This is a genomic window from Kocuria oceani (genome assembly GCF_029524215.1).
Classification (GTDB): domain Bacteria; phylum Actinomycetota; class Actinomycetes; order Actinomycetales; family Micrococcaceae; genus Kocuria; species Kocuria oceani.
Genome location: NZ_JARAMH010000012.1, coordinates 138,314 through 152,297 on the forward strand (window position 1 = coordinate 138,314; position 13,984 = coordinate 152,297).

The 13,984-nt window shown below is 74.8% G+C and carries 13 protein-coding genes; 4 read left to right on the top strand and 9 right to left on the bottom strand.

Features of this window, described 5'->3' with window-relative positions; translation table 11 throughout:
* Window positions 1–5: 5 nt before the first annotated feature.
* From PU704_RS13680 to PU704_RS13690, 3 genes are all read right to left on the bottom strand, one after another.
* Window positions 6–968: an ABC transporter permease gene (locus PU704_RS13680; protein ID WP_047801579.1), complete on the bottom strand. Its 963-nt coding sequence runs from the start codon at window positions 966–968 to the stop codon at window positions 6–8.
* Window positions 965–1,969, bottom strand: a complete 1,005-nt coding sequence (locus PU704_RS13685) for an ABC transporter permease (protein WP_075872180.1) — start codon at window positions 1,967–1,969, stop codon at window positions 965–967. The genes PU704_RS13680 and PU704_RS13685 overlap by 4 nt, the downstream gene beginning before the upstream one ends.
* Before the next feature lie 93 nt (window positions 1,970–2,062).
* Window positions 2,063–3,748 (bottom strand): ABC transporter substrate-binding protein, encoded by a 1,686-nt coding sequence (locus PU704_RS13690; RefSeq protein WP_277551718.1) that lies wholly within the window; start codon window positions 3,746–3,748, stop codon window positions 2,063–2,065.
* A gap of 273 nt (window positions 3,749–4,021) precedes the next feature.
* Here PU704_RS13690 and PU704_RS13695 point away from each other — a divergent pair, with 273 nt between their 5' ends.
* Window positions 4,022–4,279: a hypothetical protein gene (locus tag PU704_RS13695; RefSeq protein ID WP_047801577.1), complete on the top strand. Its 258-nt coding sequence runs from the start codon at window positions 4,022–4,024 to the stop codon at window positions 4,277–4,279.
* Window positions 4,280–4,400: 121 nt separating this feature from the next.
* On the opposite strand, the gene PU704_RS13700 is transcribed toward PU704_RS13695, so the two are convergent.
* Window positions 4,401–5,237 (bottom strand): VOC family protein, encoded by an 837-nt coding sequence (locus tag PU704_RS13700; protein ID WP_277551719.1) that lies wholly within the window; start codon window positions 5,235–5,237, stop codon window positions 4,401–4,403.
* A 255-nt stretch (window positions 5,238–5,492) separates the two neighbouring features.
* Between PU704_RS13700 and PU704_RS13705 the strand changes: the two genes are divergently transcribed.
* Window positions 5,493–6,491, top strand: coding sequence for a zinc-dependent alcohol dehydrogenase family protein (locus tag PU704_RS13705; RefSeq protein ID WP_277551720.1), 999 nt, complete (start codon window positions 5,493–5,495; stop codon window positions 6,489–6,491).
* 191 nt (window positions 6,492–6,682) lie between these two features.
* A complete protein-coding gene (locus PU704_RS13710; protein ID WP_277551721.1) occupies window positions 6,683–8,263 on the top strand; it encodes a DUF4389 domain-containing protein in 1,581 nt (526 codons plus the stop codon).
* Between the two features lie 45 nt (window positions 8,264–8,308).
* Here the strand turns inward: PU704_RS13710 and PU704_RS13715 are convergent, their stop codons facing one another.
* On the bottom strand, window positions 8,309–9,070 hold the full coding sequence (locus PU704_RS13715) for a DUF6544 family protein (RefSeq protein WP_083665105.1): 762 nt from the start codon (window positions 9,068–9,070) through the stop codon (window positions 8,309–8,311).
* Window positions 9,067–9,276, bottom strand: coding sequence for a hypothetical protein (locus PU704_RS13720; protein ID WP_277551722.1), 210 nt, complete (start codon window positions 9,274–9,276; stop codon window positions 9,067–9,069). The genes PU704_RS13715 and PU704_RS13720 overlap by 4 nt, the downstream gene beginning before the upstream one ends.
* A gap of 489 nt (window positions 9,277–9,765) precedes the next feature.
* On the opposite strand from PU704_RS13720, the gene PU704_RS13725 reads away from it, so the two are divergent.
* Entirely contained in the window at window positions 9,766–10,029 is a 264-nt protein-coding gene (locus PU704_RS13725) for a hypothetical protein (protein ID WP_277551724.1), read from the top strand.
* A gap of 18 nt (window positions 10,030–10,047) precedes the next feature.
* Here PU704_RS13725 and PU704_RS13730 read toward each other — a convergent pair whose 3' ends face one another.
* The 3 genes from PU704_RS13730 to PU704_RS13740 all read right to left on the bottom strand — a co-directional run bounded on the left by PU704_RS13730 (window position 10,048) and on the right by PU704_RS13740 (window position 12,883).
* Entirely contained in the window at window positions 10,048–11,064 is a 1,017-nt protein-coding gene (locus tag PU704_RS13730; RefSeq protein ID WP_047801572.1) for a DNA topoisomerase IB, read from the bottom strand.
* 243 nt (window positions 11,065–11,307) lie between these two features.
* Complete coding sequence (locus PU704_RS13735; RefSeq protein ID WP_277551725.1) at window positions 11,308–12,411, bottom strand: hypothetical protein; 1,104 nt, start codon at window positions 12,409–12,411, stop codon at window positions 11,308–11,310.
* Window positions 12,412–12,538: 127 nt separating this feature from the next.
* Window positions 12,539–12,883 (bottom strand): hypothetical protein, encoded by a 345-nt coding sequence (locus tag PU704_RS13740; protein WP_152683235.1) that lies wholly within the window; start codon window positions 12,881–12,883, stop codon window positions 12,539–12,541.
* Window positions 12,884–13,984: the final 1,101 nt, after the last annotated feature.

A 13,984-nucleotide genomic window follows, 5' to 3' on the forward strand; every position in this document is an offset into this window, starting at 1 on the left:
GCACCTCACGCGGTTCGGGACTTGGGGTCGAGGGACTCCCGCAGGGACTCTCCCAGCAGGGTGAAGCCCAGGGCGGTGACGGCGATGCACAGCCCGGGCAGGAACGCCAGCTGCGGGGCGATCGCCAGCTCGGCCTGGGCGTAGGTGAGCATCCGGCCCCACTCCGCCGTCTGCGGCACGCCGCCCCCCAGCCCCAGGAAGGACAGGGCGGCCGCGTCGATCACCGCCGTGGCCAGGGTCAGGGTGCCCTGCACGATGACCGGCCCGGTGCTGTTGGGCAGCAGGTGGCTCATGGTGATGGTGCTCCGGGACAGTCCCAGGGTCTGGGCCGCCAGGACGTAGTCCGCCCCCTTCTGGGAGAGCATCGAGGAGCGCAGCAGCCGGGCGAAGATGGGCACCTGCGAGGCGCCGATCGCGATCATCACGGCCCACTGGCTCTGGCCCATGATCGCGGCGATGGACACCGCGAGGAGCAGGTTGGGCACGGAGAGCAGGATGTCGACGAAGCGCATGATGACGCTGTCCACCCAGCCGCCGAAGCCGCCCGCCAGCAGACCGAGCAGCATCCCGCCGGCCAGCCCCAGCGCGGTGGAGACCACGCCGATGACCAGGGAGGCACGGGCGCCCCAGATCAGCTTGGACAGCAGGTCCCCGCCGAAGCGGTCCAGGCCCAGCGGGTAGCCCTCGACGTCGCCGGGGCCGGGGATCTCGGTGGGGGTGATCTCGGTGCGCCCGGGCAGCTCCTCGCCGCCGAACGGGGCGAGCCACGGGGCGAGGAGGGCGACGAGCAGGAACACGCCCACGATCACGGCGCCGGCGATGGCCGCGGGGTTGCGGCGCAGCCGCCGGAAGGCGTCCTTCCACAGGCTCGTGCCGGTCTGCTCGGCGGTGCCCGGGACGACCGCGACGGACTCGGGGCCCTCGGTGTGCGCGGGCCCGGAGGGGGCGGGGGGAAGTGTGGCACTCATTGAACACGCACCCGGGGGTCGATGAGGCTGTAGGAGATGTCCACCAGCAGGTTGATCAGGGAGTAGGCCAGGGCGATGAAGATGATGAAGCCCTGCAGGACGGGGTAGTCCAGGTTGAAGATGGCGTCCCGCAGGAACCGGCCGATGCCGTTGAACGCGAAGACGGTCTCGGTCAGCACCGCCCCGGAGATCAGCAGGCCGGTCTGCAGGCCGATGGTCGTGACCACGGGCAGCATGGCGTTGCGCAGGATGTAGCGGCCGCGGATGAGGCTGCGCGTCAGCCCCTTGGCGCGGGCGGTGCGCACGTAGTCGGCGCTCTGCACCTCCAGCACCGAGGCGCGGGTGATGCGCACGATGATCGCCAGCGGGATCGTGCCCAGGGCCACCCCGGGCAGGATCAGGTGCAGGAACGCGTCCCACGCGGCGTCCCACTCCCCGGTGAGCAGACCGTCGAGGACGAAGAAGTTGGTGTAGTGCGTCGCGTCGATGCGCGGGTCCTGCCGCCCGTCCGCGGGGAAGAGCGGCACCTTGATGGCGAGCAGCCACTTGAGGATGAACGCCAGGAAGAAGACGGGCACGGTGATCCCCAGCAGGGACAGCACCACGGATGAGTGGTCGAGGGGCCGGCCGCGGTGGCGGGCGGCCACGTAGCCCAGCGGGACTCCCACGCCCACCGCGAAGACCAGCGCCACGAGGGCGAGCTCCAGGGTGGCCGGGAAGCGGGTGAGGAACTCCTCGACCACGGGCCGGCCGGTCACGATGGAGGCACCGAAGTCCCCCCGGAGGAGCTGGCCCATGTAGACGAAGTACTGCTCGACCAGGGGCCGGTCGAAGCCGTAGACCTCGTTGATGCGGGCCACGGCCTCGGGGGTGGCCTTGTCCCCCAGCAGGGCCGTGGCGGGCCCTCCGGGGAGGGCCCGGACCCAGGCGAAGAGCAGGATCGACAGGCCGAGGAGGGTGGGGATCAGCAGGGCGAGCCGCTTGCCGATGACGCGGAGCATTCCGGTCCTTCCGGGCGGAGAGGGGCAGGGGGAAGACCGTCGGGAGACGGGGCGGCCCGGGGACGGCGCGTGCGCCGCCCCCGGGCCCGGGGCTCACTCGCTGAGCTGGATCCGGTTGAAGACCTCGTCGTTGACCGGGCTCACCGGGTAGGACTCCACGCGGGCGTCGAAGGCGAGCGACGGCGCCGGGTTGGCCAGGGGCACGGCCGGCAGCTTCTGCATGATCTGGTCGTTGATCTCCTCGTAGACCGGGGTCTGCTTCTCGACGCTGGTCAGCTCGCGGGCGTCGGCCAGCGCCTGGAACAGCTCGGGGTCGTCGAAGCCGAACTCGGGCTTCTCCTGGCCGAAGAACACGCCCACGAAGTTGTCGGTGTCGTTGTAGTCACCGGTCCAGCCCAGCAGGTGCAGATCGTGGTCGGAGGTGCCGTTGACCCGGTCCAGGTAGTCCGGGGACCACTTGTCCGGCTGCGGGTTGACGGTGATGCCCACCTCCTCGAGCTGCGCGGTGAGCGTGGTGAACGTCTGCTCCGGGTTGGGCATGTAGGGCCGCGAGACGCCCGTGGGGTAGCTGAAGTCCAGCTCGAGGCCGTCCGCGTAGCCGGCCTCCTCGAGCAGCTGGCGGGCCCTCTCGGGGTCGTACTCGTACTGGGTGACGTCCTCGTTGTAGCCGTTGACGGACTCGGGGATGAACTGCGTGGCCACGGTGGTGCCCTCGGGCAGCGTCTGGGAGACCAGGGCCTCCTTGTCGATCGCGTGGTCGATGGCCTGGCGGACCTGGGGATCCGCCAGCTCCTCCTGGGCCTGGTTGAAGCCGAGGTACAGGATGGTGAACGGGTCGCGGGTGACCACGTTGTAGCCGCCGTCCTGCAGCGCCTGGGTGTCGGCCGGCGCCACGAGGTCGTAGCCGTCCACGCTGCCGGACTCGAGGGCCTGGCGGCGCGCCTGCGGGTCGTCGATGATCCGGAAGATCACGTCGGTGACCTGGCCCTGCTCGCCCCAGTAGTCCTCGTAGGCGGACAGGACCACCTGGTTGCCCACGTCCCAGGACTCGAACCGGAACGGGCCCGTGCCCACGGGGTGGCCCTGCGCGTACTCGGACAGCTCCGGGGACTCCGCGGTGCCGCCGGCGGTGTCCGCGCCGTACTCCTCGAGCGCCGTGGGGGACTGCATGGCGAAGGCCGGCAGGGACAGGGCGGCGATGAAGCCGGCGAACGGCTTGTTCAGCGTGACCTCGGCCTCCTGCTCACCGGTGGCCTCGCAGCCGGCGTAGATGGCCTGCTCCGGGGAGTCCGCGAAGCCCTTGAACAGCGAGCCGTAGTAGTAGGCCATGTTCTCGGACTGCAGCAGGCCCTCGAAGTTGTACCAGCGGTCGAAGTTCGCGCAGACCGCCTCCGCGTCGAACGTCGTGCCGTCGTGGAAGGTGACGCCGTCCTTGAGCTGGAACGTGTAGGTCCGGCCGTCCTCGGACTGCTCCCAGGACTCCGCCAGCAGCGGCTCCGGCTCCGCGGAGCCCTCCTGCACGCCCACGAGCCCCTCGAAGATCTGGCGCGAGACGCGGAAGGACTCGCCGTCCTGGGCGAACGCGGGGTCCAGGGACTTGGGGTCGGACGACGCCGCGAAGACGAACGTGCCGTCGACGTCGCCGGCGGCGGCCTCCCCCGACCCGCCCTCCTCCCGGTCCGAGGCAAGGCAGCCGGTGAGCGCCAGGGAGGCCGCGGCGGCCAGGGACGTGACGGCGAGGGCGCGGCGGGCGCGCCCCGGGCGGAATGGCATGGACATGAACGGACTCCTCGGAAGGGCGAGCGGCAGACCCCGCTCCGGGTCACGGAACAGGGACGTGGTCCCCGGGCTGCCGACAGGTGTGACGGGCACCACACGGTACAAGTGATACCACGAGTAGCAGCCAATTCTTTCCACACGCACATGGCGCGCAGGTTTCCGGGGCCTCACACCTCTGATCCTCCGCTCCCCTCCCACCCATACCGCCAGCAGGCTTGCTAGTCTGCTGGGACACACATCCCGTGCAGGACCGACCCGAGAAAGCAGGTCCCCGTGGCCGACATCAATCCCGAGCAGGCGCGCAACGACCCCGAGAAGGCCCAGGACGCCTTGAACGAGGAGTCCGGCCGCAGCATCGCCGGCGACACCCCTCCCGACGCCGGCGTGGGCGTCGGGCCCGACAATCCCGACCTGGACGTGGACCACCCCGGGGACTCCGCGAAGGGCAAGATCGCGATCGCCGCCATCCTGGGCCTGGTGCTGCTGTTCGCCGTGCTGTGGTTCGTGGGGGCCGTCGTGGGCCTGTTCTGAGCCGACGGAACCCGGTGCCCCGGCCGACGGTCCTCGACCGCGGCCCCGCCGCCGAAGCACCTGAGCGGCAGCGCCCGAGGCGCCTCCCGGACCGGCGGCGCGCCGCGGGCCCGGGACGCGCTCACCGCTCGTCGTCCTCGTCGTCCTCGTCGTGCGCCTCGGCCCAGTCCTCCGAGGAGGGCCCCATGAGGGCGAAGCGCTCGCCGTCCGGGCCGGCGGCGAACACCAGCTCTCCGTAGCCGAACTCCTCCGGCTCCCCGAGCAGGCTGCCCCCGGCCCCGATCACCCGCTCGGCGGCGGTGTCGGCGTCGTCGACCTCGAAGCACACCCACCACAGGGGCGGCGCCTCCTGCAGGTGGTCGACGTCCTCGGCCGGCACCCCGATCCCGCCCGCGCTGCGGTCCATCCCCGGCACCGTGAACACCGCGTAGGCCTCGTGCCGGGTCCCGATGTCCTGGTAGTCGTAGCCGAAGACCTCCGCGTAGAACCGTTCGGCGGCCTGCTGGTCCGAGGTCAGGAGGTCGCACCACGCCACGGCGCCGTGCTTGCCGATGATGCTGAAGCCCGTGTGGTCCCGCGGCTGCCACACCCCGAAGGCGGCCCCCGTGGGATCGATCCACACGCCCATGGTGCCGAAGCGGCCCACCTCCATCGGCTCGAAGAGCTGGCGCGCCCCGGCGGCCACGGCGGCCCGGCCGGTCGCCACGATGTCGTCGGAGGCGAGGTAGACCGCCCAGGCGTGGGGGTCGTCCTCCGTCTCCGGCAGCGCCGGGGACAGGCCCGCCACGGGCTCGCCGTCCACCAGGGCGTTGCAGTAGCCCCCGTACGCGGGGTCCGAGGGCGTGAACCTCCAGCCGAGCACGGACGCGTAGAAGTCCATGGAGCGGTCCAGGTCGGAGACCATGATGTCCGCCCAGCACGGCGTCCCCGTGGGCCACCGGTCGATGCGCTCGGCCATGTCTGCGTCCTCTCCTACCGCGCCGGGACAGGGCCCACCGGGCGGGCGTGACGCGGACGGCGCCCGGGGTCCTCCGCCCCCATGGTCGTCCCCCGCGGCCCGGAAGGGAACACCCCCGGTCGCCGGATCCGCGCGCCGCCCCGGGCATTAACATTCCTCCTTTCCCGCCGGGGCCGCGGATCCGTTCCTACACTCGGAGCAGAACAGGAAACCGGCCTGCGGCCGGGCCGGCTGCCGGGGGACGGACGGGCAACCATGCGCGCTTGGTGGATCGAGGAGCCCGGCCCCGTGGCCGGTGGACCGATGCGGTTCGGGCGGTGCCCCGACCCCGCGCCCGGGCCCGGGGAGCTGCTCGTACGGGTCCGGACCTGCGGCGTGTGCCGCACCGACCTGCACCTGGCCGAGGGCGACCTGCCCCTGCACCGGGCCGGGACGATCCCGGGCCACGAGGTCGTCGGCGAGGTCGTGGGCCGGGGCCCCGGGTGCTCCCGGTTCCGGACCGGCGAGCGCGTGGGCGTCGCGTGGCTGCGCAGCACCTGCGGGCGGTGCCAGTTCTGCCGCCGCGGCCAGGAGAACCTCTGCACGGACCCGCGCTTCACCGGGTGGGACCACGACGGCGGCTACGCGGAGCTGACACTCGTCCCCGAGGCCTTCGCCTACCGGCTGCCCGAGCAGTTCGACGACGAGCACGCGGCCCCGCTGCTGTGCGCGGGGATCATCGGCTACCGGGCCCTGCGCCGGGCGCAGCTGCCGCCGGGAGGCCGCCTGGGCATCTACGGGTTCGGGGCGTCCGCGCACCTGGCCGCCCAGGTGGCCCTGCACCAGGGCGCAGAGGTGCACGTGATGACCCGCTCGGAGCAGGCCCGCGGGCTGGCCCGCGAGCTGGGCGCCCACTTCGTCGGAGCGGCCGACGAGCCTCCCCCGGCGCCCCTGGACGCGGCGATCCTCTTCGCCCCCGTGGGCACCCTCGTGCCCCCGGCCCTGCGTGCCCTGGACCGCGGCGGCACCCTCGCCGTCGCCGGGATCCACCTCAGCGACGTCCCGGCCCTCGACTACGCCGCCGAGCTGTTCCAGGAGCGGCAGCTGCGCAGCGTCACCGCCAGCACCCGGCAGGACGGCGAGGAGTTCCTGCGGCTGGCCGCCCGGACGGGGCTGCGTCCCACCACCGTGCCCTACCCGTTGAGCGGCGCGGACCGGGCCCTGGCGGACCTGGCCGCGGACCGGGTCACAGGAGCCGCCGTCCTGCACGTCTGAGCGCCCTTCCCGTGCCGCCCGGCCGGGAGGACCACTGAGAGGAGCCCCGCCATGACCGCCCCGGTCGTCCACGAGCCGGCGCACGGCAGCATCCGCCGGGCCGGCGCGGCGCTCGCGGCGGGTCCCGCCGCGCCCCGAGCCCACCGGACCGGGAGTCCCCGGCCCGGCCACCGCCCGACCAGGGGGTTCCCGTGACCGCGCAGCCCGTCTCCGATCCGCCCGCTCCCGCCGGCCGGCACCCCGGCCCGCGCCCCACCCGGCCCGGGCAGTGGGTGCTGCTGGTGGTGGGCACCCTTCTCACGGCCCTGGGCCTGGCGGCGCTGGTCAGCGGGCTGGTCCTCGCCGCCGCCGCCTCGGCCCAGCAGGGAGGCCGCTACCTCAGCTCGCCCCCGGACCGGCACCAGACCATCACCTACGCCCTGGTCGGACCGCCGGCCGTGCTCGACCTCGGGGAGGCCGAGGTGTCCCCCGTGCCCTTCCTGAACGAGCTGGGCAGCGTGCAGGTCCGGGTCACGGCCGTGGACCCGGGGCAGGAGCTCTTCGTGGGCGTCGCCGCCTCGGAGGACGTCGACCGGTACCTGGACGGCGTGGCCCATGCCCGGATGGGCGCCGGCACGGAGGCCGGGGACGACGCCCCGGACCGGGTCCCCGGCGAGCGGGCGCCCGGCCGGCCCGGGAACCGGACCTTCTGGGCCGACTCGGACCAGGGCCCCGGCACCCGGGAGCTCACCCTGGACCTGCGCTCGGGCAGCTGGACGCTGGTGGTCATGAACGCCGACGCCGCCCGCCCCGTGTGGGCCGACGTGCAGGTCGGGGCGCGCTCGGACCTGCTCGGCCCGCTGGCCGGCGGCCAGCTCATCGGCGGTCTGGTGGGCCTGGCCGCGGGCGTCCCGCTGCTGCTGCTCGGCGCCGCCGGACTCGGCCGGGACATCGGCCCGGTCACCCCGCCGCGCGGCACGGGCCCGGGTGCGGCCCTCGCCGGGGTCCCGTCCCGGGACGGGGCACCGGCACCGCCGTATCCGGTGCGCCTGACCGGCCTCCTCGACACGGGGCTGTCCCGGTGGCTGTGGCTGGTGAAGTGGCTGCTGGTGATCCCGCACCTGATCGTGCTGGCCGTGCTGTGGTTCGCCCTCGTGGTCACCACGGTGGCGGCGGGGATCGTCGTCCTGTTCACGGGTCGGTACCCGCCCTCGTGGTTCTCCTTCTGCGCCGGGGTGCTGCGGTGGAGCTGGCGCGTGGGGTTCTACTCGTACGCGGCGCTGGGCACCGACCGGCACCCGCCGTTCACGCCGGCCCGCGCGGACTACCCCGCGGAGCTGGAGGTCGCCTATCCGGAGCGGCTGTCCCGCGGCCTGGTGCTCGTGAAGTGGTGGCTGCTGGCGATCCCGCACCTGCTGGTCCTGGGCGTGCTCACGGGCGGGAGCAGGTGGACCAGCGTCTCGGAGACGGACGGCAGCACGACCACGACCAGCTGGGGGCCGTCCCTGCTCGGTCTGCTCGTGCTCGTCGCCGCTGTGATCCTGCTCTTCACGGGCCGGTACCGCCCCGAGCTGTTCGCCCTCGTGGTGGGCATCAACCGCTGGGTCAACCGGGTGCTGGCCTACGTCCTGCTGATGCGGGACGAGTACCCGCCCTTCCGGCTCGACCAGGGTCCTGCGGAGCCTCCGCCCCGGGAAGCGGCGATGCCCCCGGCGCCCGCGGATCCTCCGGCCCCGGACCGCCGGGGCGACCGGCCGGGCGACTCCCTGGGCGACCAGGACCCGGCGCGCTGATCGGGCTCTTCCGGGCCGGTCCCTCCGGGGCGCCGTTCGAGGGGCTCAGCGGAAGCGGACGTCCTCGATCCGGGCCCGGAAGAACTCCCCCTCGGCCTGCCGGTCGGTCCCCCACCCCCATCCGGCGCGCAGCGCGGTGGGCACCCGCACGCCGTCGAAGGACTTCTCCGCGGACAGCGCGACCCCGAACGGGTGACGGCCGGATCCGGTGCCGTCCGGATCACCCCACCGCTGCATGCGCAGCTCCACGAGCCGGCCCTCCGGGTCGACCCGGACCAGGCACTCCTCGGGCGTTCCGTCCAGGACCCAGGACATGACGGCGGTGCCCGGGACCGTCCCCGCGGACCAGGCGGCGCGCACGCAGGCCGGCGGAACGATGACGCCCTCGCCGGCGAGCCTCCCGGCGGCGCTGCGAGTGATGTCCGGGCCCGCCGCGGACAGCACGGGCACGACCCCCAGCAGCCGCCACCGCAGCTCGCCCCCGTCGGCGCCGTAGCGGTCGAAGCCGGTCACCGGCAGGCCGAGGACCCGGGTGCGGGCGGCCCACACGAAGCCGACCCCCGGTGCCAGGAGCTGGCGCGCGGAGAAGGCGCGCCACCTGCCGCCCAGCCGGATCTCACCGCGCATCCGCAGCTCCGCCATCGACCACGCCGGAGTGCCGGGCGGCACGGCGCGGGCCAGCCAGCGGCACGCGGGCTCGGGCAGGCCGGCGAGCGCCGCGGGAGCCGCGGCGGGCGGCGCCGGGGAGCCCGTGCGCTCCAGCGCAGCCCAGTGCCTCCGGGCGGCGCGCGGCAGCGGCCGGGTCACGGCCGGCTCCGGGGCACCGGGACGTCGGCCGCCGGGAAGTGCAGCAGGGGCACCGGCCGCGGGGCACCGGTCGGCTCCCGGAACGGGGACCGCGGCCCCGTGTCCGGGACGGGGGTGAGGCCGGCGAGCAGTTGGGCGCGCACTGCCGCGGGCGGCCAGGTGACGAGGCCGGGCGGGGCCTGCGACGGGGTGGGGCACCGGGTCATTCCCCCACGCTAGACCGGCCACCCGGCCGCGGTCGCGGCGGACGCCCGTGCTCCTCGGTCACACTGGGACACGGAGCCGCAGCGGGGTGGTCGCCGCGACCGGGGCGGCGCTGCCGTCACCGCCCCGGCCGGTGCGCTGGGCCTCGCGGTGGCCTGCGCTCCCTGTGGCACGGCACCAGTGTGTGAAGCCACGCGGGCCGTGCCGGGACGGCGGCGTTGACTGCCGGCGGCTCCCGCTCCACCATGAGGACCGGGGCCGCGCCGCGAGCGGCCGGAGGAGGTCGTCGTGGACGTGGGACGCAGCGCAGCGCGCAACGCGCCGGCGGCCGCACGCATGGCCGGCCACGCCCCGCCCCCGCGTCAGAGGCTGTCCACGGGGACGGGATCCGTCGGCACCCACTGCTCGTCGAGCGCCTGGCCGCGGCGCCGACGTGACAGGAGCGGCCGGCCGAGGGGGACACCGCGTCCCCGACCAACGGGAGGACGACCATGACCCGCACCGGGACGAGCAGGAGCACCACCCGCAGGAGCGCCCGTGGGTGGAGGACCAGGTGGCAGGACCTCACGGCCGGGCAGCAGACGGCGCTGCTGGCGCTGGCCTCCGTGCAGGTCTCGCTGGCCGCCACCGCCTGGGCGGACCTGGCCCTGCGCCCCGCTGAGGAGGTCGACGGCGGCAAGGGCAAGTGGGCGGCGATCATCGCGATCAACTTCGTCGGGCCCGTCCTGTACTTCCGGTACGGCATCCGGCGCTGACGCGCGGGCGGAACCGCCTCAGGTCAGGAAGGACCGCAGGTTCCGCTCGGCCGCCCGGTAGGTGTCGGCGTCGATGGTCTCCCCGTGGTGGAAGCGGTCGACCACCCGCGGGTCCACGTAGGAGCTGCGGGCCACGGTGGGGGTGTTCCCCAGGTGCTCGGCGACCTCCCGCATGGCCGCGGAGACGGCTTTCTTGCGGGCGCTCTGGCTGGGGCGCGTGTCCGCGCGGGCGGCCAGCGCGAGGGCGGCGCTCACCGTGCCCTGCCACGTGCGGAAGTCCTTGGCGGTGAAGTCCTGTCCGCACCGGTCCCGGACGAAGTCGTTGAGCCGGGCGCTGGTGGTGGTGGCCCACTGCCCGTCCTCGTCCCGGTAGGCCAGGGCGGGCTCGTCCGGATCCCGCTCGAGCATGGGGGCCAGCGCGGCGGCGAGGTCCGCGTCCCGGAGGGTCAGCGACCACTGGTGCCCGCTCTTGCCGGGGAAGTCCAGGTGCACGTCGTCCCCGTCCACCCGCACGTGCCGCACCAGCAGGGTGGTCACTCCGTAGGAGCCGTTGGACTGGGCGTACTCCTCGTTGCCGATCCGCAGGGCCGCGTCGTCCATCAGCCGGAAGGCCGCGGCGCACGCCTTCTCCTCCGTGAGTCCCTCCGCGCGCAGCAGCCGCGTCACCGCCGGCCGGGCCCGGGGCAGGGTGTCGCCGAAGTCCAGGACCCGGTCGAACTTCTCCCGGTCCTTCAGCTCCCGCCACCGGGGGTGGTAGATGTACTGGCGCCGCCCGGCGTCGTCCGTCCCGGTGGCCTGGATGTGGCCGTTGGGCTGCGGGCTGATCCAGACGTTCTTCCAGGCCGGGGGGATCGCCAGGCCCCGGATCCGGTCGAGCTCCTCGGGCGCCTCGACCTTGGTCCCGTCGGCGTGCCGGTACACGTAGCCCCTGCCGTGGCCGCGGCGCGTGATGCCGGGGCGGTGGCAGTTGCTGCGCCGGAGCCGCGGCCGGCGCGGGGTGCGGGGCGCGGGAGGGGTCTGCTGCGTGGCGGTCATCGTGTCCTCTCGGGAAGAGTTCCCGGACCACGCCGGGGACACCAAGTCTACTGATCACCGCGGCTGCGGCGCACTGCGTCCCCCTGGGCCGTCTCCTGGAGCACGACCGCGGCGCGACGGAGCCCCGAAGCACGCCCGCCGAGCGGAAGGACCCGCCGTGCGCGTGCTCGCCGCCTGCCCCACCCGGCACGGCGCCACCGCGAGGAGCCGGCCGGCCGGTCCGGCGGCTGAGCGCCGCGGCGCTCAGGGCTCCGAGCGGGTGTACGCGGCGGCGCGCACGGCGTCGTCGTCCTCGAGCCCGGCGCCGAGGGCCCCGCCCACGGTGGCGAGCGTGGCCGTCAGCCACGCCAGCTTGCCGTACTCGTCCGCCCCGGCCGGGGCACCGATCACCGCCGCGAAGACGTCGCCGTCCACGAGCAGCAGGGCGCCGAGCCAGGACAGGGCGAAGACCGCGGCGTAGAACACGACCACGCCGATGGCCACGGTCGCGGCCGTGGCCAGGTTGAACAGCGCCACCTGCTCGCGCTCGGCGCGCCGTCGCGGACGCTCCCAGAGCCGGGCGCCCACGATCAGCGCACCGGTCACCGCACCCACCGAGAGCAGGCCCAGCAGCCCCAGGCGCCACGGCCCGTAGGCGGCGGCGAGCAGCCACAGGTCCGAGGCCACCAGGGTCAGCACCCCGGTGGCCGCGGCCAGGGCGAGCAGCCGGGACAGCCGCACCACCAGGGTCCAGGGCCGGTTGGCCCGGATCATCCCCAGCAGCAGGCGCACGTTGCCGCCCAGCACCCGGGCGGTGAACTGCACGGCGTTGTCCTCCGGCCGGTCCTCGAGGTCCTCCGCGCGCTGCCGGGCGCGCCGGACGAGCTCCTCCTGCGCCTCGGCGTCGTCCGCGTCCTCGGCGTCGTGGCCCAGCAGGTGGCCGACCACCCGGACCACGGTCTGCCGGACCTTCTGCCCCACGTGCACCGGTCCGAGGGCCGGGACGGCGACGAGGCCCACGCCGTGCACGGGGCTCAGCTGCGTGAGCACCGGGCTGCGGCCGTCCTTGAGCGGGACGTCCGTGAGGACGACGACGAGGTCCCAGTCCTCGTCGAGCATCCGGTCGCGGGCGGCCTCCAGCAGGTCGAGCCCGTCGGCCGGTGGGACCACCAGCCGGTCCTCGGCCGCGGTCAGGCGCCAGCGCACCCCGGGGTAGCGCTCGTGCAGCGGGGTGAGCAGGGAGCCGGCGAGGTCCCGGGGCAGGACGCCGGCGATCTGGGGCGAGAGGACGAGGCCGACCAGCAGCTCCGGCACGGGTTCGTGGGCGGCAGCGGGGTCGGCGGCGGTGGCGGAACGGTCGTCGGGCACCGCTCAATCCTGGGCCAGGACCCGCGGAATTGCCACTCGCCGACGCCCCGCGGTGCCCGGGCCCACCCGGCGCAGGACGGTGCCCCTTCGACCGAGGGCGCCGCCGGCTCCGGCACCGGGGTGCGGTTCAGGCGGCCAGGGCGGGGAGGGGCGCGGAGTCCGGGAGCGGTCGGACCGGCAGCTCCCCCAGCGGATGGGTGCGGGGCCCGGTGGGGACGCTGATGCGCACGGCCCCGAGGCCGGGCGAGGCCCCCTCGTGGTCGACGGCCGCGCGCAGCTGCGTCGCCGCGGCGGGCTGCAGGTGCCGGACGGAGTCCAGGTCGACGTGCACGGCGGCGCCGAGCGTGCGGGCGCGGCCGATCACGGGGTGGAGCACGTGCTGGTTGGCCTCCGTGAGGCATCCCGTGACGAGGACGCGGACGTGGGTGGCGTCGAGGTCCACCTGGACCAGGACGGACATGGTGTGTTTCATGATGAGAACTTTCGGGAATCGGGGGCGGCGACCGTGCTGGTCGCCGGTGAGGAACGGACGGGCCGGCGCCGCCGGTCGGTCCGAGGAGCCGACCGGGCGGGCCGTGCGGCCGGCCGGGTGCAGGACGCAGCGGGTTGCCGGACGCTGCGGAGCACAGGGCGTTGCCGGGGGCAGGGCACCTCCGGGGGTGCCGTGGCAGTGCTGGAGCGCGGGCACCGCACCACCGGGGGCGGTGCCACGGGCGGGCGTCCCGGACGCGGGACCGCGCCCCGGAAGCGCACGGTGTGCCGGATGACGGGTCCGGCCCCGCGCCGTGCCCGGGCGCCGGAGAGCTCAGGAGATCAGTGCGGCCCCGGGTGAGGACGGCGACGTCCGCGGCCTGGGTGCCGTGCTGGGGGTCGAGCTCCGTGGGCCGGTGCCGCTCGAGTGAGCGGCACCGTGGGAGCCGGTCGCCGGGACGGGCCCGACCCCGCCCGTCGAGCGGTCCACGGGGTGCTGCGGCCGACGCCCTCGGCGGCGCCGGACCGCTGCGCCCTGCCGCTCGTCGGGTGCGGCCCGTCGTCCGGGACCACGGCGCGTCCCCCGTGTCCGGGGCACTCGGGCGCTGCGCTGCGCGCCGTGGACGTCGTCCGGAAGACCTGCTGCGCCCGGAGGGGCGGACAGCCGGACCGGCGAGAACGCGAAATGCGACAACCGATGAAGCATACACGCTCCGGCCGGGACGCGCACGGACCGGCGGCGCCTGCGGCCGGGGCATGGGGACCCGCGGACCGCACCCGCCCCGAATCGCCGTCGGGCACCCACGGGCGGCCGGCGCCGGGATGGTCAATACCGGAGGTCTCGCCTACGGTGGGAGCAGGTCGAGCACACGGCCTTTCCCCGTGACGGCTGCACACCAGGAGATCCCGGACCGCCGTCCCTGCGCCCTCGTCCCGCGCGCCCCGCCCGGTGCCCCTCCGCACGGCCCGTCCTTCCCCGATGAACGGGCCGCCGGACCGGGCACCGCCGCTTTCCCCGCACTGCGACCCGCACCGTGACCACCACCGTGACCATTACCGCGTCCCCTCGGGTGCGGCCCCTGCTCCACACATCTGCACCGCA